Source organism: Pseudomonas sp. LG1D9, from assembly GCF_002949995.1.
GTDB classification, from domain to species: Bacteria; Pseudomonadota; Gammaproteobacteria; order Pseudomonadales; family Pseudomonadaceae; genus Aquipseudomonas; species Aquipseudomonas proteolytica.
In genome coordinates, this window is sequence record NZ_CP026881.1 from 4,401,401 (window position 1) to 4,420,983 (window position 19,583).

At 61.8% G+C, this 19,583-nt stretch carries 22 protein-coding genes and 1 riboswitch; of the genes, 17 read left to right on the plus strand and 5 right to left on the minus strand.

Translation table 11 applies throughout. The annotated features are described in order from the left end of the window. Window positions 1–117 precede the first annotated feature (117 nt). The 3 genes from hda (at window position 118) to C5F71_RS20530 (ending at window position 2,349) form a co-directional block, all read left to right on the plus strand. The gene (hda, locus tag C5F71_RS20520; protein WP_029292403.1) at window positions 118–822 is read left to right on the plus strand and encodes a DnaA regulatory inactivator Hda; all 705 of its coding nucleotides are present in this window, start codon (window positions 118–120) and stop codon (window positions 820–822) included. Between the two features lie 213 nt (window positions 823–1,035). Beyond that, a complete protein-coding gene (locus C5F71_RS20525) occupies window positions 1,036–1,665 on the plus strand; it encodes a C40 family peptidase (RefSeq protein WP_029292404.1) in 630 nt (209 codons plus the stop codon). Window positions 1,666–1,809: 144 nt separating this feature from the next. Then, on the plus strand, window positions 1,810–2,349 hold the full coding sequence (locus tag C5F71_RS20530) for a C40 family peptidase (RefSeq protein WP_029292405.1): 540 nt from the start codon (window positions 1,810–1,812) through the stop codon (window positions 2,347–2,349). Between the two features lie 147 nt (window positions 2,350–2,496). Here C5F71_RS20530 and C5F71_RS20535 read toward each other — a convergent pair whose 3' ends face one another. Further along, window positions 2,497–3,810, minus strand: a complete 1,314-nt coding sequence (locus C5F71_RS20535; protein WP_104911829.1) for a sorbosone dehydrogenase family protein — start codon at window positions 3,808–3,810, stop codon at window positions 2,497–2,499. Between the two features lie 99 nt (window positions 3,811–3,909). Then, window positions 3,910–4,158: riboswitch (cobalamin riboswitch) on the plus strand. A gap of 79 nt (window positions 4,159–4,237) precedes the next feature. Here C5F71_RS20535 and cobO point away from each other — a divergent pair. From cobO to C5F71_RS20600, 13 genes are all read left to right on the plus strand, one after another. Next, the gene (gene cobO / locus C5F71_RS20540) at window positions 4,238–4,849 is read left to right on the plus strand and encodes a cob(I)yrinic acid a,c-diamide adenosyltransferase (protein ID WP_029292407.1); all 612 of its coding nucleotides are present in this window, start codon (window positions 4,238–4,240) and stop codon (window positions 4,847–4,849) included. Further along, window positions 4,846–6,255: a cobyrinate a,c-diamide synthase gene (locus tag C5F71_RS20545; protein WP_092234467.1), complete on the plus strand. Its 1,410-nt coding sequence runs from the start codon at window positions 4,846–4,848 to the stop codon at window positions 6,253–6,255. Before cobO ends, C5F71_RS20545 begins: the two co-directional genes overlap by 4 nt. Further along, a complete protein-coding gene (gene bluB, locus C5F71_RS20550; RefSeq protein WP_104911830.1) occupies window positions 6,252–6,902 on the plus strand; it encodes a 5,6-dimethylbenzimidazole synthase in 651 nt (216 codons plus the stop codon). Before C5F71_RS20545 ends, bluB begins: the two co-directional genes overlap by 4 nt. Then, window positions 6,899–7,807 (plus strand): adenosylcobinamide-phosphate synthase CbiB, encoded by a 909-nt coding sequence (gene cbiB / locus C5F71_RS20555; RefSeq protein ID WP_070995886.1) that lies wholly within the window; start codon window positions 6,899–6,901, stop codon window positions 7,805–7,807. Before bluB ends, cbiB begins: the two co-directional genes overlap by 4 nt. Further along, on the plus strand, window positions 7,800–8,789 hold the full coding sequence (cobD, locus tag C5F71_RS20560; protein WP_104911831.1) for a threonine-phosphate decarboxylase CobD: 990 nt from the start codon (window positions 7,800–7,802) through the stop codon (window positions 8,787–8,789). Before cbiB ends, cobD begins: the two co-directional genes overlap by 8 nt. After that, window positions 8,786–10,237 carry a cobyric acid synthase gene (locus C5F71_RS20565; RefSeq protein ID WP_104911832.1) on the plus strand — a complete coding sequence of 484 codons (1,452 nt, stop codon included), beginning with the start codon at window positions 8,786–8,788 and terminating at the stop codon, window positions 10,235–10,237. Before cobD ends, C5F71_RS20565 begins: the two co-directional genes overlap by 4 nt. A 10-nt stretch (window positions 10,238–10,247) precedes the next feature. After that, window positions 10,248–10,769: a bifunctional adenosylcobinamide kinase/adenosylcobinamide-phosphate guanylyltransferase gene (gene cobU, locus C5F71_RS20570; protein WP_070995884.1), complete on the plus strand. Its 522-nt coding sequence runs from the start codon at window positions 10,248–10,250 to the stop codon at window positions 10,767–10,769. Beyond that, window positions 10,766–11,821 carry a nicotinate-nucleotide--dimethylbenzimidazole phosphoribosyltransferase gene (cobT, locus tag C5F71_RS20575; protein ID WP_104911833.1) on the plus strand — a complete coding sequence of 352 codons (1,056 nt, stop codon included), beginning with the start codon at window positions 10,766–10,768 and terminating at the stop codon, window positions 11,819–11,821. The genes cobU and cobT overlap by 4 nt, the downstream gene beginning before the upstream one ends. After that, window positions 11,818–12,393 carry an alpha-ribazole phosphatase family protein gene (cobC, locus tag C5F71_RS20580; protein WP_070995882.1) on the plus strand — a complete coding sequence of 192 codons (576 nt, stop codon included), beginning with the start codon at window positions 11,818–11,820 and terminating at the stop codon, window positions 12,391–12,393. Before cobT ends, cobC begins: the two co-directional genes overlap by 4 nt. Further along, a complete protein-coding gene (locus C5F71_RS20585; protein WP_029292419.1) occupies window positions 12,393–13,121 on the plus strand; it encodes an adenosylcobinamide-GDP ribazoletransferase in 729 nt (242 codons plus the stop codon). Before cobC ends, C5F71_RS20585 begins: the two co-directional genes overlap by 1 nt. A 42-nt stretch (window positions 13,122–13,163) precedes the next feature. Continuing rightward, window positions 13,164–13,568, plus strand: a complete 405-nt coding sequence (locus C5F71_RS20590) for a MarR family winged helix-turn-helix transcriptional regulator (protein ID WP_029292421.1) — start codon at window positions 13,164–13,166, stop codon at window positions 13,566–13,568. A gap of 62 nt (window positions 13,569–13,630) precedes the next feature. After that, window positions 13,631–14,830: an MFS transporter gene (locus C5F71_RS20595; RefSeq protein ID WP_169872029.1), complete on the plus strand. Its 1,200-nt coding sequence runs from the start codon at window positions 13,631–13,633 to the stop codon at window positions 14,828–14,830. A gap of 150 nt (window positions 14,831–14,980) precedes the next feature. Continuing rightward, the gene (locus C5F71_RS20600) at window positions 14,981–15,532 is read left to right on the plus strand and encodes a glutathione peroxidase (RefSeq protein WP_029292425.1); all 552 of its coding nucleotides are present in this window, start codon (window positions 14,981–14,983) and stop codon (window positions 15,530–15,532) included. Window positions 15,533–15,596: 64 nt separating this feature from the next. On the opposite strand, the gene C5F71_RS20605 is transcribed toward C5F71_RS20600, so the two are convergent. The 4 genes from C5F71_RS20605 to C5F71_RS20625 all read right to left on the minus strand — a co-directional run bounded on the left by C5F71_RS20605 (window position 15,597) and on the right by C5F71_RS20625 (window position 18,786). Then, complete coding sequence (locus C5F71_RS20605; protein ID WP_104911834.1) at window positions 15,597–16,871, minus strand: OmpP1/FadL family transporter; 1,275 nt, start codon at window positions 16,869–16,871, stop codon at window positions 15,597–15,599. A 146-nt stretch (window positions 16,872–17,017) separates the two neighbouring features. After that, window positions 17,018–17,500, minus strand: a complete 483-nt coding sequence (locus C5F71_RS20610; RefSeq protein ID WP_070995878.1) for a hypothetical protein — start codon at window positions 17,498–17,500, stop codon at window positions 17,018–17,020. Between the two features lie 280 nt (window positions 17,501–17,780). Then, window positions 17,781–18,005: a hypothetical protein gene (locus tag C5F71_RS20615; protein WP_007898912.1), complete on the minus strand. Its 225-nt coding sequence runs from the start codon at window positions 18,003–18,005 to the stop codon at window positions 17,781–17,783. A 475-nt stretch (window positions 18,006–18,480) separates the two neighbouring features. After that, window positions 18,481–18,786 (minus strand): hypothetical protein, encoded by a 306-nt coding sequence (locus tag C5F71_RS20625; RefSeq protein ID WP_029292434.1) that lies wholly within the window; start codon window positions 18,784–18,786, stop codon window positions 18,481–18,483. A gap of 456 nt (window positions 18,787–19,242) precedes the next feature. Here C5F71_RS20625 and C5F71_RS20630 point away from each other — a divergent pair, with 456 nt between their 5' ends. Continuing rightward, the gene (locus tag C5F71_RS20630; RefSeq protein WP_029292437.1) at window positions 19,243–19,566 is read left to right on the plus strand and encodes a sel1 repeat family protein; all 324 of its coding nucleotides are present in this window, start codon (window positions 19,243–19,245) and stop codon (window positions 19,564–19,566) included. Window positions 19,567–19,583 lie beyond the last annotated feature (17 nt).

Genomic DNA, 19,583 nt, shown 5'->3' on the forward strand with positions numbered 1-19,583 from the left:
CGCAAACCTTTGATTTTGCTTGTGGTCTGTTGCATTGTGCGCCCGGCGTCACGGGTATAAACTTTGCAAACTTTTCACAGAGGCCACTAACGGTTCGATTGGAGCCGTTCAGTCAGCATGAAACCGATTCAGCTGCCCCTAGGTGTGCGTCTGCGTGACGACGCTACCTTCATCAATTACTACCCAGGCGCCAATGCCGCTGCACTCGGCTATGTCGAGCGGCTCTGCGAAGCCGACGCCGGGTGGACGGAAAGCCTGATCTACCTCTGGGGCAAGGACGGCGTGGGGCGTACCCACCTGTTGCAGGCTGCCTGCCTGCGCTTTGAGCAGTTGGGTGAACCGGCGGTTTACCTGCCGTTGGCAGAACTGCTGGACCGTGGCATCGGCATCCTCGACAACCTCGAGCAATACGAACTGGTGTGTCTGGATGACCTGCAAGCGGTTGCCGGCAGGGCGGACTGGGAAGAAGCGCTGTTCCATCTGTTCAACCGCCTGCGCGACAGCGGTCGGCGCCTGTTGATTGCCGCGTCAACCTCGCCTCGGGAACTGCCGGTCAAGCTGGCGGACCTGAAGTCGCGGCTGACCCTGGCGCTGATCTTCCAGATGCGTCCGTTGTCCGATGAAGACAAGCTGCGTGCCTTGCAACTGCGCGCATCGCGCCGTGGCCTGCACCTGACCGATGAAGTCGGGCATTTCATCCTTACCCGTGGCACCCGCAGCATGAGCGCGTTGTTCGACCTGCTCGAACAGCTCGACCAGGCCTCCCTGCAGGCCCAGCGCAAGCTCACCATTCCCTTTCTCAAAGAAACCCTCGGCTGGTAGCCAGCCCTTTGAAACCGGGGCTTTTGGCAAAATCCAGGCGCCAAAAAACCTGCGTTTGGGCCGCTCTGGCCACGCAAAAGGCTCTAAATGGGGTTTAAGGGCTTAGATGACATAGGTCAAACAAGAAGTCACATAGATCACGATTGAATTTGCAAATCGATGTCATAGAAGGCATAGTCTCGACTTCTTTACATATCAGCCACGGTCGTGCCCATGCTAAATCGCTTCGCACCCCTCGTGCCTCTCGCACTCGTTACCCTGTTGTTTGGTTGCGCCACCCACCCCCAGCAGGTGGTCGAGCAGCAAAAGCCACAGCAACAACATCAAGCCAAATTCGTCGCAACACAGTCTTCTTCTGTTTATGAAGAAGAGGTGGCGACCGAAAAAGAACTGGCCCAGTTCGCCGACAGCAAGCCTTATCAGTTGCCACTGCTGGCCGACAGCATCCTCGAACGCGGCATGTCCCTGATCGGTACCCGCTACCGTTTCGGCGGTACTTCCGAAGCCGGTTTCGACTGCAGCGGTTTTATCGGTTATCTGTTTCGTGAAGAGGCCGGCATGAACCTGCCGCGCTCCACCCGCGAAATGATCAACGTGGATGCACCGTTGGTCGCACGGAACAACCTCAAGCCTGGCGATCTGCTTTTCTTCAGTACCAATGGCCGTGGTCGTGTCAGCCACGCCGGTATCTACCTGGGTGATGACCAGTTCATCCACTCCAGCAGCCGCCGCAGCGGTGGGGTGCGGGTCGATAAGCTGGGCGACAGCTACTGGAGCAAAACCTTCATCGAAGCCAAGCGCGCACTGGCGATGGCCCCGACTACCGTTACCGCTCGCAAGTAAACTTAAAGTGATACTTGAAGTTTGACGCGTAACCGCTAGAATCCTGAGATATTGTTGCGAACCTGACCGCGCAAGCTTGCTTGCGCGGTCTAGTTTTCAGCGTTCGGCAGCGAAAGCCGCATCCAGATCAGGATTGTTCTGCCCATGTCGACCTCGGCCCGCCTAATTCTTCTTGTCTGCGCCGCGCTGCTCAGTGCCTGCGCCAGCCGTCCTCCACCTGCGCCTGTGGCCGTCAAGCCCAAGCCGGTATTCAACTACACCACCCAGAACTTTTCGCCGGTTGCCGAAGATGTGCTGTTTCGCGCCTTGGGCCTGGTCGGCACACCTTATCGCTGGGGCGGCAACACGCCGGACTCGGGGTTTGATTGCAGCGGCCTGATTGGTTTTGTCTACCGCGATGCTGCTGGCATCTCGCTGCCGCGCACCACTCGCGAGTTGATCGTGATGCGTGCCCAGGACGTGCGTGAAGATGCGCTGCAAACCGGCGACCTGCTGTTTTTTGCCACGGGCGGTGGTTCGCAGGTCAGCCATGCCGGCATCTATGTGGGGGAAGGGCGCTTCGTCCATGCGCCACAAACTGGCGGTACAGTGAAGCTTGATACCTTGTCCAAGGCCTATTGGCAGAATGCCTACCTGAGCGCCAAGCGCGTGTTGCCGGCCGAGCACCTGGCGCGTAACCCTTAAGACCTGCACCGATCAAAAATGTGGGAGCGGGCTTGCTCGCGATAGCGGTGAGTCAGTTAGAGATGCACGGGCTGATCTACCGCTTTCGCGAGCAAGCCCACACACAAGCCCGCTCCCACATTTGTTTTGTGGTGTTGTCGAGTCCTGCTATTTAGCAGCCGACACCCGCCACACCTTATTCCCCACATCATCCGCCACCAACAGCCCGCCTTGCTGGTCGATCACCACACCCACCGGCCGCCCCATGGCTTTCTCATCACTGTTGAGAAACCCGGTCAGCACATCCACCGGTTGCCCCTTCGGCTTGCCACCTTCGAACGGCACAAATATCACCTTGTAGCCACTGTGCGGCTTGCGATTCCACGAGCCATGCTGGCCGATAAACGCGCCATGGCTAAATTGTGCCGGTAGCGTGTTGCCTTCTGCGAAGGTCAGGCCCAGGGACGCGGTGTGTGGCCCGACGGCGTAGTCCGGCGCGATGGCCTTGGCCACCAGGTCCGGGTCCTGCGGCGTGACCCGTACATCCACATGTTGGCCGTAGTAACTGAACGGCCAGCCATAGAAGCCGCCATCCTTGACCGAGGTGATGTAGTCCGGTACCAGGTCGCTGCCGATTTCATCGCGCTCGTTGACCGCCGTCCACAGCTTGCCGCTTTGCGGCTCCCAGGCCATGCCGTTGGGGTTGCGCAGGCCGGAGGCAAAAATCCGCTGTTTGCCGCTGGCCCGATCGACTTCCCAGATCGCAGCGCGGCCCTGTTCGGCTTCCAGGCCGTTTTCGCCGACGTTGCTGTTAGAGCCCACGCTCACATACAACTTGCTGCCATCCTTGCTGGCCACCACGTTTTTCGTCCAGTGGTGGTTCAGCGGGCCGCCCGGCAGGTCGATGATCTTGGTGCCTGGCGCCTTGATCGCGGTTTCCCCCGGTTGATAAGGGAAGCGCAGCAGCTTGTCCGAATCGGCCACATACAGATCGTTGCCCACCAGGGTCATGCCAAAGGGCGAGTTGAGGTTTTCCAGGAAGACCGTGCGGGTTTCTGCCACGCCATCATGGTCGGCATCGCGCAGCAGGGTGATGCGGTTCGGGCTGGGCACACCCGCGCCGGCGCGGCCCATGACCTTTTCCATGACCCAGCCGCGAATGCCCTTGGAGTCATCCGGCTTGGGCGGCGCGTTGGTCTCGGCCACCAGCACATCGCCATTGGGCAATACATACAGCCAGCGCGGGTGGTCCAGGCCTTCGGCGAAGGCGCCGACCTGGGTACCGGCGGCGGCCTGGGGCTTGGCGCCGTCGGGCCAGCCAACGGCCGGGGCGATGTTGACGGTGGGGATCAGGGTTTTGTTCGGTTCCGGCAGCTTGGGCGAAGGCCCGGTGCCGTCGGACACCTGCAACGTTGAGCTTTCCCCGCAGGCGGCGAGTGCGCCTGCGGCCATGATCAGTACGGCGAGTCGGGTCTTGTGCATGTTTTTCTCCTCAATGCCTGTAGTCATAGAGGTACGGCCCGTGGCGATGGTTCAAGTGCGTGGCCGGCTTTAATTGACGCTGTACCCCCAACCCACTAACCTTCGCCGCTTGTTTCAGGTGCTCTGTGGCGTACGCGTTGATCGAGTGAAACAGGGAAGCCGGTGAGGGCGCGCACTTTTCTACAGTGCGGCCACGATCCCGGCGCTGCCCCCGCAACGGTAAATGAGTCAAGACGCTGCTTTTGCCACTGTATCGCGTGCGATATGGGAAGGCGCATCGTCGGCCCGCCCTGGTCAACAGGGCGCCACTCATGAGTCCGGAGACCGGCCTGATTCATCCAACAGCATCACGGTGGGCGATGCTTGGCTTCATAGAAATTGTCTTTTCCTGCCCGCCGTTTTTGTCCAGCCCCAACGGAGAGCTGCCATGACTGATTCCCCTGATCGTGACGAACGCCACCTGGCGCGCATGCTGCGCAAAAAAGCGGTGATTGATGAGCGCATTGCCAATTCACCGAATGAATGCGGTTTGCTGCTGGTATTGACCGGCAATGGCAAAGGCAAGAGCAGTTCGGCGTTTGGCATGCTGGCCCGCGCCATGGGGCACGGCATGCAATGCGGCGTAGTGCAGTTCATCAAGGGCCGTAACAGCACCGGTGAAGAACTGTTCTTCCGCCGTTTCCCCGAGCAGGTACGGTTTCATGTGATGGGCGAGGGCTTCACCTGGGAAACCCAGGACCGCCAGCGCGATATCGCCGCCGCCGAAGCGGCCTGGCAAGTCTCCCGGGAAATGTTGCAGGACCCGTCCATCGGCCTGGTGGTGCTGGATGAGCTGAACATCGCGCTCAAGCACGGCTACCTCGACCTGGACCAAGTGTTGAGCGACCTGCAAGCCCGGCCACCGATGCAGCATGTGCTGGTCACCGGTCGTGGCGCCAAGCCAGAACTGATTGAAATGGCCGACACCGTGACCGAAATGGGCATGCTCAAACACGCGTTCCAGGCCGGTATCAAGGCACAGAAAGGCATCGAACTTTGAATCAGCCGCGCCATTGCCCAGCCGTACTGATCGCCGCACCGGCGTCAGGCCAGGGCAAAACCACTGTCACCGCCGCCCTGGCCCGGTTGCACCGCAACCTGGGGCGCAAGGTCCGGGTATTCAAATGCGGCCCGGACTTTCTCGACCCGATGATCCATGAGCGCGCCAGTGGCGCGCCGGTCTATCAATTGGACATGTGGATGGTGGGCGAGCAGGAAAGTCGCCGTTTGTTGTGGGAAGCCGCGGGGGAGGCGGACCTGATCCTGATCGAGGGCGTGATGGGGCTGTTTGACGGCACCCCCTCCAGCGCCGACCTGGCGCGCCACTTTGGTGTGCCAGTGCTGGCGGTGATCGATGGCACCGCCATGGCCCAGACCTTTGGCGCCCTGGCGCTGGGGCTGGCGCGTTACCAGGCGGACCTGCCGTTCGCCGGGGTCTTGGCCAACCGCGTCGGGACCGTGCGCCATGCGCAATTGCTTGAAGGCAGCCTGACCGAAGGCCTGCGTTGGTACGGTGCACTGTCCCGGGAAACCGGGATCGAGTTGCCCAGCCGCCACCTGGGCCTGGTGCAGGCCAGCGAGTTGAACGACCTGGACCTGCGTCTGGATGCGGCCGCCGAAGCCCTGGCTGGCAGTTGCGAGGTAGCGCTGCCACCGCCGGTGGAGTTCGCCGCACCCGAGCTGATCGAGGCCGAGCCACTGCTGGCCGGGGTGCGGATTGCCGTGGCCCGTGATGAAGCCTTCGCGTTCACCTATGGCGCGAGCCTCGACTTGCTGCGGGCGATGGGCGCCGAGTTGCGCTTCTTCTCGCCGATCCATGACCAACTGTTGCCCGATGCCGATAGCCTCTATCTGCCCGGTGGTTACCCCGAGCTGCATCATCAGGCGTTGTCGCAAAACACCGCGATGCTGCAGGCGATCCGTGGCCATCACGCTGCCGGTAAGCCGTTGTTGGCCGAATGTGGCGGCATGCTCTATTTGCTCGACTCATTGACCGATGTCGAGGGCACTCGCGCCGAACTGCTGGGGCTGTTGCAAGGCGATGCGGTCATGCAGAAGCGCCTGGCGGCCCTGGCCCTGCAAACGGTGGAATTGCCGGAAGGCGTGCTGCGCGGCCATACCTATCATCACTCCCTGACCAGCACGCAATGGCAGCCGATTGCCCGTGGCCTGAGCCCCAATGGCGGGCGCGGTGCCGAGGCGGTGTATCGCCAGGGGCGGATGACGGCCTCCTATGTGCACTTTTATTTCCCGTCGAACCCGGCTGCGGTGGCTGCGCTGTTTGCGCCCGAGCGGGACGCCGCTATCGCCGGCAAGCCAGCTCCTACAGGGGGCCGAGTCCAACAGCCATCCAATGACCACCACCTAACCAATGTGGGAGCGGGCTTGCCCGCGATAGGGCCATGACCGACAACGCCTTCCCCGCAGCCGAGCGCCAAGCCATCTACCGCGCCATCGCCGAACGCCGCGACATGCGCCACTTCAGCGGCGGCACCGTGGCCCCCGAACTGCTCCAGCGCCTGCTGCACGCCGCGCACCAGGCCCCCAGTGTCGGCCTGATGCAGCCCTGGCGCTTTATCCGCATCAGCGACCGCAACCTGCGTGGGCAGATCCAGCAGTTGGTGGAAGCCGAGCGCATCCGCACCGCGGCCGCCTTGGGCGAGCGTTCGGACGACTTTATGAAGCTCAAGGTCGAAGGCATCAACGACTGCGCCGAAGTGTTGGTGGCAGCGTTGATGGATGATCGCGAGCGGCATATCTTCGGCCGGCGCACGTTGCCGGAAATGGACCTGGCCTCGCTGTCCTGCGCGATCCAGAATCTATGGCTAGCCTCCCGCGCCGAAGGCCTGGGCATGGGCTGGGTGTCGTTGTTCGAACCCCGGGACCTGGCCGACCTGCTCGGCCTGCCGCCTGGCGCCAAGCCGCTGGCCGTGCTGTGTCTGGGCCCGGTGACGGAGTTCTACCCGGCACCGATGTTGCAACTCGAAGGCTGGACCGAACCGCGTCCGTTGAGTGACATGCTGTATGAGAATTATTGGGGAGTGAGTCAATGAGTGTGGCCTTGCTGAGTGTCGCGGCAGTGGCGCTGGATGCGCTGCTGGGCGAGCCCAGGCGCTGGCATCCGCTGGTGGCGTTCGGCAATTTTGCCGGGCGCATCGAGCAGCGTTTCAACTCCGCAGGTCGCGGCTGGCGCAGCCATGGCGTGACCGCGTGGTTTATCACCGTGATACCGCTGACCTTGCTGGCCACGGCATTGTCCTGGGCGCCTTACTTCGGCTGGGTGATCGAGATCCTCGCGTTGTACCTGGCCCTGGGCATGCGCAGCCTGGGGGAGCACGTGTTGCCGGTGGCCCAGGCCCTGCGCAGTGGGGACCTGGACGAGGCGCGTACGCGCGTCAGTTACCTGGTCAGTCGCCAGACCAGCGAACTGGACAGCACTGAAGTGGCGCGTGCCGCCACCGAGTCGGTGCTGGAAAACGGCAGCGACGCGGTGTTCGCCGCGCTGTTCTGGTTTGTCGTGGCCGGCGTGCCGGGCGTGGTGTTGTACCGCCTGAGTAATACCCTGGATGCCATGTGGGGCTATCGCAACGAACGCTTTGAACGCTTCGGCTGGGCGGCGGCAAAAATTGACGATCTGCTCAATTACATTCCCGCGCGCCTGGTCGCGTTGACCTACGCCGTGCTCGGCAAGACGCGCCTGGCGCTCACATGCTGGCGCCGCCAGGGCCCGACCTGGGATAGCCCGAATGCTGGCCCGGTGATGGCCGCCGGTGCTGGCGCCCTGGGCGTCGAGTTGGGCGGTGCAGCGATTTATCACGGTGAGTTGCACCAGCGTCCAGTCCTGGGTGAAGGGCCTCCAGCCGATGCCGATTCCATCGAGCGTGGCTGGCAACTGGTGCAGCGCGGCGTGTGGTTGTGGGTGTTGATCCTGTGCGCGGGGGCACAATTCTATGCTTGAACATGGTGGCCGGCTGCGCAAAGCCGCGATGCAGTACGGCATCGCCCAGGAAGACTGGTTGGACCTGTCCAGTGGCCTCGCGCCCTGGCCCTGGCCAATCCCACCCATCCCGTTACGGGCCTGGGCGCGCTTGCCAGAGACCGATGACGGCCTGGAACAGGCCGCCTGCGACTACTACGGCGCCGCCCAGGTGTTGCCGGTGGCGGGCTCCCAGGCAGCGATCCAACTGCTGCCGCGCCTGCGCCGAGCGGGCAAGGTCGGCATATTGTCGCCGTGCTATGCCGAGCATGCCGAAGCCTGGCGCCGCGCCGGTTACATCGTGCGTGAGGTGCTGGAGCAGGAAGTCGACTTCTTCCTCGACAGCCTCGACGTGTTGGTGGTGGTCAATCCCAATAACCCAACTGGCCTGAGCCTTACCCCCCAGCGCCTGCTGGATTGGCATGCGCGGCTGGCCCAGCGCGGTGGCTGGCTGGTGGTGGATGAAGCCTTTATGGACAACACCCCGCACTTGAGCCTGGCAAGCCAGGCTAACCAAGTGGGGTTGATTGTGTTGCGCTCCTTTGGCAAGTTTTTCGGCCTGGCCGGGGTGCGCCTGGGCTTTGTCCTGACCGAGCGCAAGCTGCTCAAGCTGCTGGCCGAACAGGTCGGGCCATGGGCGGTGAGCGGGCCGACCCGAGAGTTGGGCCAGGTCTGCCTGCGTGACAGCGCCGGCCACACCCAGCAGCGCCAGCGCTGCGAGGAAGCCAGCCAGCGTCTTTTCAATCTGCTGGACCAGTATGGCCTGCGCCCGCAAGGCGGGTGTGCGCTGTTCCAGTGGCTGATCGCCGATCGTGCCGAGCAGTTGCATGAGTTCATGGCCCAGCGCGGCATCTTGCTGCGCCTGTTTGTCCACGACAGCAGCCTGCGTTTTGGCCTGCCCGGGACCGACGCCGATTGGCTGCGCCTTGAACAAGCCCTGATTGCCTGGAAACACGCCTCATGACCACCCTGATGGTGCAAGGCACCACCTCCGATGCAGGCAAAAGTACCCTGGTGACCGCACTGTGCCGCTGGGTCGTGCGCCAGGGCGTGGCGGTGGTGCCCTTCAAGCCGCAGAACATGGCGCTCAACAGTGCGGTCACGGCAGAAGGTGGCGAGATCGGCCGTGCCCAGGCCGTGCAGGCCCAGGCCGCCAACCTGGCGCCGCACACCGATATGAACCCGGTGCTGCTCAAGCCCAACAGCGACACCGGCTCCCAGGTCATCATCCATGGCCATGCCGTGACCAGCATGAATGCCGTGGCCTATCACGACTACAAGGCCATCGCCATGCAGGCGGTACTGGCTTCTCATGCGCGTTTGAGTGCGGCCTACCCAGTGGTGATGGTCGAAGGCGCGGGCTCCCCGGCCGAGATCAATCTGCGGGCCAACGACATCGCCAACATGGGGTTCGCCGAAGCGGTGGACTGCCCGGTGCTGCTGATTGCCGATATCAATCGCGGCGGGGTATTCGCCCACCTGGTCGGCACGTTGGAGTTGCTATCGCCATCGGAACAGGCCCGGGTCAAGGGTTTTATCATCAACCGCTTTCGCGGCGATATCGCGCTGCTGCAACCGGGCCTCGACTGGCTTGAGGCGCGCACCGGCAAACCGGTGGTCGGCGTGCTGCCCTATGTGATGGACCTGCACCTGGAAGCCGAGGATGGCATCGACCAGCGCCAGATCGACAAGGCGGCGCAGGTGCTCAAAGTGGTGGTGCCGGTATTGCCGCGCATCAGCAATCACACCGACTTTGACCCTTTGCGCCTGCATCCCCAAGTGGATTTGCAGTTTGTCGGGCCGGGGCAGGCGATCCCTGCCGCTGACCTGATCATCCTGCCCGGCTCGAAAAGCGTGCGCAGCGATTTGGCCTACCTGCGCGCCAATGGCTGGGACCGTGCGATCGCCCGGCACTTGCGCTATGGCGGCAAGATCCTGGGTATCTGCGGCGGCCTGCAGATGTTGGGTGAGCAGGTCCACGATCCTCTCGGTCTGGAAGGCACTGCGGGCTCCAGTGAGGGGCTGGGCCTGCTGGCGTTCAGCACCACCCTGGAAGCCGAAAAACAATTGCGCAATGTGCGCGGCCGGCTGGTGCTGGAAGACGCGCCGGTCAGTGGTTATGAGATTCATGCGGGCGTGACCCGTGGCACGGCCCTGGAGCAGCCGGCGGTACGCCTGGATGACGGGCGCAGTGACGGCGCCTGTAGCGATGACGGGCAGATCCTCGGCACTTATCTGCACGGCCTATTCGAAACGCCTGCTGCGTGCAGCGCCTTGTTGCGCTGGGCCGGTTTGCAGGATGTGCAGGAGGTGGATTACCACGGGCTGCGCGAGCGCGATATCGAGCGCCTGGCGGACCTGGTGGAGCAGCATCTGGACACCCGGTTGCTGCGCCAGTTATGTGGCATTTGAGGGTTTGACCATGTTGCAACTGATCCTCGGCGGCGCCCGCTCCGGCAAGAGCCGCCTGGCGGAAAAACTCGCCAGCGACAGCGCCATGCCTGTCACGTATATCGCCACCAGCCAACCCCTGGACGGTGAAATGAATGCCCGCGTGACCCTGCATCGCCAACGTCGCCCAAGCCATTGGGGCCTGATCGAAGAACCGCTTGAGCTGGCCCGGGTCCTGCGCGAACACGCCGCCCCCGGCCAGTGCCTGCTGGTGGATTGCCTGACCTTGTGGCTCACCAACCTTTTGATGCTCGACGACCCGCAGCGCCTGGGCGTGGAGCGCGAACAACTGCTGGACTGCCTGGCGTCGCTGCCGGGGGAAATCATTTTTGTCAGCAACGAGACCGGCCTGGGTGTCGTGCCGCTGGGCGAATTGACTCGCCGCTACGTGGATGAAGCCGGTTGGCTGCATCAAGCCCTGGCCGAGCGTTGTCAGCGTGTCGTGCTGACCGTTGCGGGCCTGCCCCTGACTTTGAAAGGTACTGCGTTATGAGCCAATCCTGGTGGCTGGACCCCTGCAAGATGCTGGACGCTGCGGCCTATGAACAAGCGCTGGTCCGCCAGCAACAACTGACCAAACCCGCCGGGTCCCTGGGCCAACTGGAAGCGCTGGCGGTGCAATTGGCCGGTTTGCAGGGCCGGGTCAAGCCGATGGTCGATCACGTGTGGATCAGCATCTTTGCCGGCGATCACGGCGTGGTCGCGGAAGGTGTCTCGGCCTATCCCCAGGAAGTCACCGCGCAGATGCTGCATAACTTCGTCAGTGGTGGCGCGGCGATCAGCGTGTTGGCGCGCCAACTGGATGCGCGGCTGGAAGTGTTGGACCTGGGCACGGTCACGCCATCGCTGGACCTGCCGGGCGTGCGCCACCTGAATATCGCCCCCGGCACGGCCAACTTCGTGCTGGGCGCGGCCATGACCGAGGCCCAGGGACGGCTGGCTTTGGCGGCGGGGCGTGACAGTGTGCAGCGCGCGATCAACGCCGGTACGCAGCTGTTTATTGGCGGCGAAATGGGCATCGGCAACACCACTGCCGCCAGCGCGCTGGCCTGTGCGCTGCTCGATTGCCAGGTCCGCGACCTGACCGGCCCCGGCACCGGCCTGAATGCCCAGGGCGTGAGCCACAAAGTGGCGGTGATCGAGCGCGCGCTGGCATTGCATGCGGGGCAGCGCGGTGACCCGTTGCAGACCCTGTTCAACCTCGGTGGCCTGGAGATTGCCGGGTTGGTGGGGGCTTATCTGGCCTGCGCCCAAGCGGGCGTGGTGGTATTGGTCGACGGGTTTATCTGCAGCGTCGCGGCGCTGGTCGCCACGCGTCTGAACCCGTCCTGCCGGCCATGGCTGTTGTTCGGCCACCGGGGCGCCGAGCCGGGCCATCGCCACGTGCTGCAAAGCCTGCAAGCCGAGCCGCTGCTGGAGCTGGGCCTGCGCCTGGGCGAGGGCAGCGGCGCGGCGTTGGCGGTGCCACTGTTGCGCCTGGCTTGTGCGTTGCACGGGCAGATGGCGACGTTTGCTGAGGCGGCAGTGGCGGATCGCCCGGCATGACCTTGCACCTGGACCTGCTGCGCCATGGCGAAACCGAACTGGGCGGCGGCTTGCGCGGCAGCCTGGATGATGCGCTGACTGCCAAGGGCTGGACGCAGATGCGCGAGGCGGTGCTGGCGCGCGGGCCGTGGGATCGCCTGGTCAGTTCGCCGCTGCAGCGTTGCGCGCGTTTTGCTGAAGAGTTGGGCGCACGGCTGGATTTGCCGGTGAGCTTGGAGCCGGATCTGCAGGAGCTGCATTTCGGCGCCTGGGAAGGGCAGAGCGCGGCGAAGTTGATGGAAACCGACGCCGAGGCACTGGGGCTGTTCTGGGCTGACCCGTATAGCTTTACGCCGCCGGATGGCGAGCCTGTCGAAGGGTTTTCCCGGCGCGTACACGGTGCGGTCCTGCGCCTGCACCAGCTGTACGCCGGGCAACGGGTGCTGCTGATCAGCCATGGCGGTGTCATGCGTTTATTGCTGGCCCAGGCCCGTGGCTTGCCCCGTGAGCAGTTGTTGAATGTCGAGGTGGGGCACGGCGGCTTGTTCAGCCTGCGGGTCGAGGCCGATGGCGTGTTGAGCGAGGGCGCCTGATGTTGCCATTCTGGATTGCCTTGCAGTTTCTCAGCAGCCTGCCGATCCGCCTGCCAGGCATGCCGCAACCGCAGGAACTGGGGCGTTCGCTGCTGTTTTATCCGTTGGTGGGCCTGCTGTTCGGGCTGCTGCTGTGGGGCTTGAACACGCTGTTGATGGGCGCGCCGTTGCTGTTGCACGCGGCGCTGCTGTTGACGGTGTGGGTGCTGCTCAGTGGCGGCCTGCACCTGGATGGCCTGGCGGACAGTGCCGATGCGTGGCTGGGGGGCTTTGGCGACCGCGAGCGCACCCTGACCATCATGAAGGACCCGCGCAGCGGCCCGATTGCCGTGGTCACCCTGGGCTTGGTGCTGCTGCTCAAATTCACCGCCCTGGTAGCGCTGATCGAGCAACACAACGGCGCTGCGTTGATCCTCGCCCCATTGATCGGTCGCGGTTCGCTGCTGGCGTTGTTCCTCACGACTCGCTATGTGCGTGCCGGGGGACTGGGCCAGGCGCTGGCCGACCATTTGCCGCGGATTGTCGGGCAACAAGTACTGATCCTTACCGGTCTGGCCTGTGTGTTGATCGGTGGTTTCAGCGGTGGGATCGCCGTCCTGCTCGCTGCCATCTGCTTTATGGGGCTGCGCCAAGTGATGATCAATCGACTGGGCGGCACCACCGGTGACACGGCCGGCGCCTTGCTGGAGCTGCTCGAAGTGGCAGTGTTGATCGGCCTGGCTCTGTAACACTTTCTTGCATTTCCTTAATCGCGGGTATATACACGTTCCATGCTTGCCTCCCAATGCTTATGCACCAACCTGCGTCGTGCCGCCCGTGGCGTCAGCAGGCACTACGACGGCGCCCTCGATGGCTTCGGGATCAACGTCGCCCAGTATTCCTTGCTGTGTAATCTGCAGCGCCTGGACCAACCGAGCATTTCCAGCCTGGCCGATGCCATGGGCCTGGACCGCAGCACCCTGGGGCGTAACCTGCGGGTGCTGGAAGGTGAAGGCCTGGTACGGTTGGTCGAGGGCGATGACCTGCGCAATCGCCTGGTAGTGCTCACGGAGGAAGGCAAGCAGCGCCTGACGGCCGCTTTGCCGGCCTGGGAAGCGGCGCAGCAGAAATTGATCGATAAATTGGGCGTGCAAAAACGCGAAACCCTGTTGGCCTTGCTGGACGAACTCGCTTAAACGCGGGCTTGTTCGAATACAAGCGGGTATATACCCGCAGGCGGAGAATAATAATGACCTCGATGTGGCGTACCAGTGGCTGGATTCTTGTCGGGAGTGCGCTGATCCTGGCTCTTTCCCTGGGCGTACGGCATGGCTTTGGCCTGTTCCTGGCGCCCATGAGCGCCGAGTTCGGCTGGGGCCGTGAGACCTTTGCCTTCGCCATCGCTTTGCAAAACCTGATCTGGGGCCTGGCGCAGCCGTTTACCGGGGCCCTGGCCGACCGCTTTGGTGCGGCCAAAGTGGTGATGATCGGTGGCGTGCTCTATGCCTTGGGCCTGGTGTTCATGGGCTTGTCTGATTCGGCGTGGTCGCTGTCCCTGAGTGCCGGCTTGCTGATTGGTATCGGCCTGTCCGGTACCTCGTTCTCGGTGATCCTCGGCGTGGTAGGGCGTGCCGTGGCCCCGGAAAAGCGCAGCATGGCCATGGGCATCGCCAGTGCTGCCGGCTCTTTCGGCCAGTTCGCCATGTTGCCGGGCACCTTGGGCCTGATCGGCTGGCTGGGCTGGTCCGCGGCCTTGCTGGTGCTGGGCCTGCTGGTGGCGCTGATTGTGCCCTTGGTGACGATGATCAAGGACCGCCCGCTACCGGTCATGGCCGGTCAGCAAACCCTGCGCGAGGCCCTGCAGGAAGCCTGCTCCCATTCCGGGTTCTGGTTGCTGGCCTTTGGTTTTTTTGTCTGCGGATTCCAGGTGGTGTTTATCGGCGTGCACTTGCCGGCCTACCTGGTGGATCAGCATCTGCCAGCGACCGTCGGCACTACGGTGCTGGCGCTGATCGGCCTGTTCAATATCTTCGGCACCTACACGGCGGGCTGGCTCGGTGGGCGGATGTCCAAGCCACGCTTGCTCACGGCGTTGTACCTGCTGCGGGCGGTGGTGATCGTGTTGTTCCTGTGGGCGCCGGTGACACAGATGAGCGCCTACCTGTTCGGCATGGCCATGGGCTTTTTGTGGTTGTCGACTGTGCCGCTGACCAACGGTACGGTGGCGACCTTGTTCGGGGTCAGAAACCTGTCGATGCTGGGTGGGATTGTGTTCCTGTTTCACCAGCTAGGTTCGTTCCTGGGCGGTTGGCTGGGGGGCGTGGTCTATGATCGAACGGGCAACTACGATTTGATCTGGCAGGTGGCGATTGTCTTGAGCCTGGTCGCGGCCGCCCTGAACTGGCCGGTGCGTGAGCGGCCGGTGGCAAGGCTGCAGGCGCAGATGGGGGTAGCATGAATTCGATCGGATACTGGTTTGGCGCAGCCGGGTTACTGACGCTGTTGCTGCTGGCCTGGTGGGGCTGGCAGCGTAGCGGGCTGGCGTTGATGCAACTGGGCATGGCGATCTGTTAAGTTGCTTGCCTGACTTTGTCCAAGGACCCTCGACATGTTGAAGCGCTGGCTTGCAGTACCTGCCCTGATGGTGGCTTTTGGCGGTGTCGCCATGGCCGCCGATTGTCCGTCGTTGCTCGAAGGTCAATTGCCCAAGTTACGCGCCAAGGAGTCCATCGACCTGTGCCAGCGCTTTGCAGGCAAGCCCCTGGTGATCGTCAATACCGCCAGCTTTTGTGGGTTTGCCCCGCAGTTCAAAGGCCTGGAGGCGTTGTATCAGCGCTACAAGGGCGACGGCCTGGAAGTGATTGGCGTGCCTTCCGATGACTTCAAGCAGGAAGCCAAGACGGGCGAAGAGACGGCCAAGGTCTGCTATGTGAACTACGGCGTGACCTTCACCATGACCGAGCCACAGAAGGTCAGGGGCCCGGATGCGGCACACCTGTTCAAGGTCCTGGCCGAGCAGAGCAACGCGCCGAAGTGGAATTTCTACAAGTACGTGGTGGACCGCCAGGGCAAGGTGATCGCCAGCTTCTCCAGCCTGACCAAACCCGACAGTCCGGAACTGATCGAGGCCGTGGAGCAGGCGCTGGCTTCCAAGCCCTGATTATCGGCCACTAAAAAGCCCCGCCTCCTTTGCAGGAGTGCGGGGCTTTTTATGCAGCGTTGGATCAGAACTTGTACGTCATGCCCAGGCCAAAACCGTTGGCGCTGTTTTTGTACTTGGCGTTGTAGCTTGCCAGAGCGTTGGAGCGGTTGACGCTGACTTCTTCTTCCTTGAGGTAGGAGTAGGCCAGGTCGATGGTCATGTTATCCATGACGGCATAGCCCAGGCCAACACTGAAGATGGTCCGGTCGCCGGTAGGGATACGTGGCGAACGATCAGCGTTGTTGGTTGGCGACTGGTCGAAGGTCAGGCCGGTGCGCAATACAACCTGCTTGGTCAGCTGGTACGAGGTGCCCACGGCATAAGCCCAGGTGTCGTGCCAGTTCTGGTCTTCCTTGATGGTGCCCACAAGACCTGGGGCGAGGCCGCCACCGGCTGCTGTCACGCCTTTGTTGTTGACGGTGATGTCCTTCAGACGGCTCCAGCGAGTCCAGGTAGCACCGGCATACAGCTTCCAGGCGTCGTTCATGTCTTGGGTCACCGACAGATCCCAGGATTCAGGCGTGTCGATTTTCAGCGACGCGTCATAACGGCCGGTTGCCAGGGCGCTGGAGGTCGCAGTAGGCGCGTTGACTTCGGTGTGGCCTTCAAGCTTGTACTTGACCTTCGAGTGGTAGGTCAGGCCGACGCGGGTGGTATCGGTCGCCTGGACCAATACGCCGGCGTTGAAGCCAATGGCAGTATCGTCACCCTTGATCTTGATCTTGGTATCTGGCACGGCCGGGTTGAGGGTCAGCTCGGATTCCAGGGTGCCGGCAATGCGGTTGAAGGTTGGGCCAAAACCGACGGAAACCCGGTCGTTGAAGGCATAGCTGACGGTCGGCTGGAAAGTGATGACTTGCACTTCACTTTTGCTGCCAAAGCCACGGCCCTGATAGCCGCTTTCGTAGTCGGTAATCAGGCCGAACGGTGCGTACACACCAAAGCCGACTGCCCACTGGTCATTGAGTTTGTTGGTGTAGAAGCCGAACGGTACCGCCGTGAAGGGGACCATGTCGCCCTTGTTGGTGCCGCGGGAGCGACCGCTGACATCTTTGATATCAGTGGACGCATCAATCGCTGCAACACCGCCGGTGACTTGCTGGCCTTCAAGGCGAGCCATACCGGCAGGGTTACCAAAAACAGTGCTTGCATCATCGGCAGAAGAAGAACGGCCTGCGAAACCGGTACCCATACCGCTGACGCTTTGTTCGTTGAGGGCAAAGCCGCTGGCGAACAGTTGGGAAGAGGCCATGGCAACGGCGAGGCTAAGTGTGGTCTTGAGCATTACTTTTTTCATTATTAGAACTCCGAGGTGATCACCGCTGCGGAAAGTACCAATAAAATTAACGCAGCGCTATAGGCTGTAATGTAGGAGATAGAGCGGTTTTGTAGGACAATCCGACCAAAATTGCCGATTTTTGCCGAATCTTGCAAAGTGCCCGATCAACAGGCGACCTGATTCATTGGGTTTACACAGGTTTGCCAGGCCTGGGTGTAATCGCGCAGCCGGCCCTGGGGGTGAAAAATTTCTTTCCAGATACGGGCCATGGCGAGCAAGTCGTCGGGCTGGGGGAGTTCGGGGCGATGTTGCTCCACCAGCAGCCAGGCGATGGCGGTGGCGTAGCGCAGGTTGACCGTCAGCTCCAGTTGCGGCCCGCTGAGGAAAGCATGTTGGCTGGCGAGGCCACGCACCAGGCTGGCGCGCTCTGGGTCGAGGGCCAGGTAGTCGTCCCACAGGGCCCTGTGGCGCGGTTCGGTAATGCGATACAGGCCGTGGCCGCGCCTGTCGTGCAAGGCAGAGCCCAGTTCCGATTGGCTGGCGGCGACCCCCAGCAGCAGGGTTTCTGCGGTCTGGCTGTGGCGGCCCAGGTAAATCAACGTGGGTCGGATCACATAACGACACAACTCGCCGGCGGCAATGCCCATAAAACCCTCGAAACCGTGAAAGTGGTCGACGAGGCCTGAGAAGGGGGGGGCTTGGCAGCGGTGAATCGGATCTCAGGCTCGCCGGAGGCGGGACATGCCGCCTGAGTTGAAGTGTAGTGTCAGATTCACGACGTAAAGGACTGTTTTTAAAATATTTCCGGCTACGGGTTATAAGCGTTATATCTGTTTGGCCTAAGGGGAACCGCTAAAAAAGCCGAATCGCGGGCAATAAAAAACCCTGCCTTGCGGGCAGGGTTTTCGATGTTCAGCGTCGGGTCAATCAGGCAACCAGTGCCTGACGGGTACGCTCGATCACGGCCTGCAGCGGTTCTGCGCTGGAGTATTGATCGGGGTACAGGCGTTCGCTATGACGAGCGATGCCGTGTTCGTTGACCAGGGTGAAGCTGAAGCAGCCTTTGCGAGCGGCCATGATCAGGCAGTTCATTGGAGCAAAAGCATTGGTTAGGGTGCGAATGGCATCCTGAGTATGGATTTGAGTGGACATATTATTGGTGTTCCTACAAATGACACGGATAAGAACCGTGCAACGTTAAAACGTTCCAGTGACGCTGATCACCATTGATCATGCGAAGAACCCGACTGGAACAAAGCAGCCAGTTTGAAGCGCTAAATAGTTTGGCGCGCTTGGGCTGGCAGGTAGGTACTTAGGAGGGCAGGCAGCACAACAGGGGCAAAGGTTCTGGGCCCAGGGTGAAGATCCTGATCAATTTGCAGGTTGGTTCGGTCAGAGTATGGATACTTCGCGACACCCTTTGCATTGTTCAAAGGCAGTGTCGTCGCAAGTGATACCTGGAAACCATCGAGGTGGTCGATCCCATCAAGATTGACAGAACTTCTCTTTAGGGAAGCTACGTCGCGGGGATTAGTTCGACCAGAATTGACTTTCAGCTTGGTACTAACGCTGCGGATACTAATGGCTTGAAACAGCTAAAGCAAGTGTGTTAGCAAAAATACTTCAATCAGCCGCCCATCAGCCCGCGATAAATCAGCACCGTGGACGCTGCGGCCAATGAACAGCCCAGTGCATAGGCGGCGAGGGTCAAGCGCAGGGATTGGCCGGTTTCGATGACTTTCACCACATCGCGCAGGTCGTTGACCCGTCCGTCACCCAGCTCGATACACAAGCTGACCGCCGTGAAAGCGGCCGATAACAGGATGGCGATGGCAAACAGCGCGCCGTCGGGAGATGGCAGCACGGCATTGGTGCCCAGGGAAATCACACAAACGGCGAACAGCAATAACGCGAACACCAGGATTCCTTTCATGAAGTGGCGCACCTCCTTGCTGTAGGGCGAACAGTGTGGCGAGCGCAGGCACGTTTGAAAAGTGGCCCTTGTGTGTCGCCCGTAACGTTTTGTTGTGCCCTCGGGCCACAAAAGTGCGGGATATAACCGTCAGGCAGGTAGTTGTGCACATTGGTTGCGCAGTGTGTCACCGGGAAGGTACTGCGCCGGATTGGCCCGTGAATGCCTGCATCGAAAATTTAAGTCAATGAAAAATCTGGCTTTTTTTTATTGGTGAAAAAATCGTCAGTTTAAGCGCGGCCCCCGTTCCATGGGCCTTTGCGCGAGTTAAAGCACGGTTGTCCACTGAGTTATCCACAGCTTCTGTGGATTGTCCCAAGCGCTTGCTCTAGAACGGGCGTGCAGGTTTTTTTCAGCTTTACCCGTACGAAAAAAGGAGTAGAGTGGCGCGCCTTCCGTTCTGCCCTACAGTGCTTTATGAAGTTTCGCTCAGTATCATCTTCTGTTACCGACAACCCTCCAAGTGTTACCGCACCCAAGCGCTTCTCCTTGAAAGTCGCCTTGTGGCTGCTGGATAGCCCACGCATTGGCGATCACCCCAATATCAAGCATTTTGCCGGGCGCTTGCTCAAGCAGCCGGCCCGTGAGGGGGTGGTTGTGGCACAGAGCCGCCTGGGCCTGTTGATGTGTCGTGAGTGCGGCAATGCCCGAGACCGCCGCATCGGCCACGACCTTCTGCGCCAGGCCGCCCGTGCCGGCGACGTGGGCGCCCAGCGTGAACTGGGCCAGATCAAAGACTGAGCTGTCCACAAAGCGCC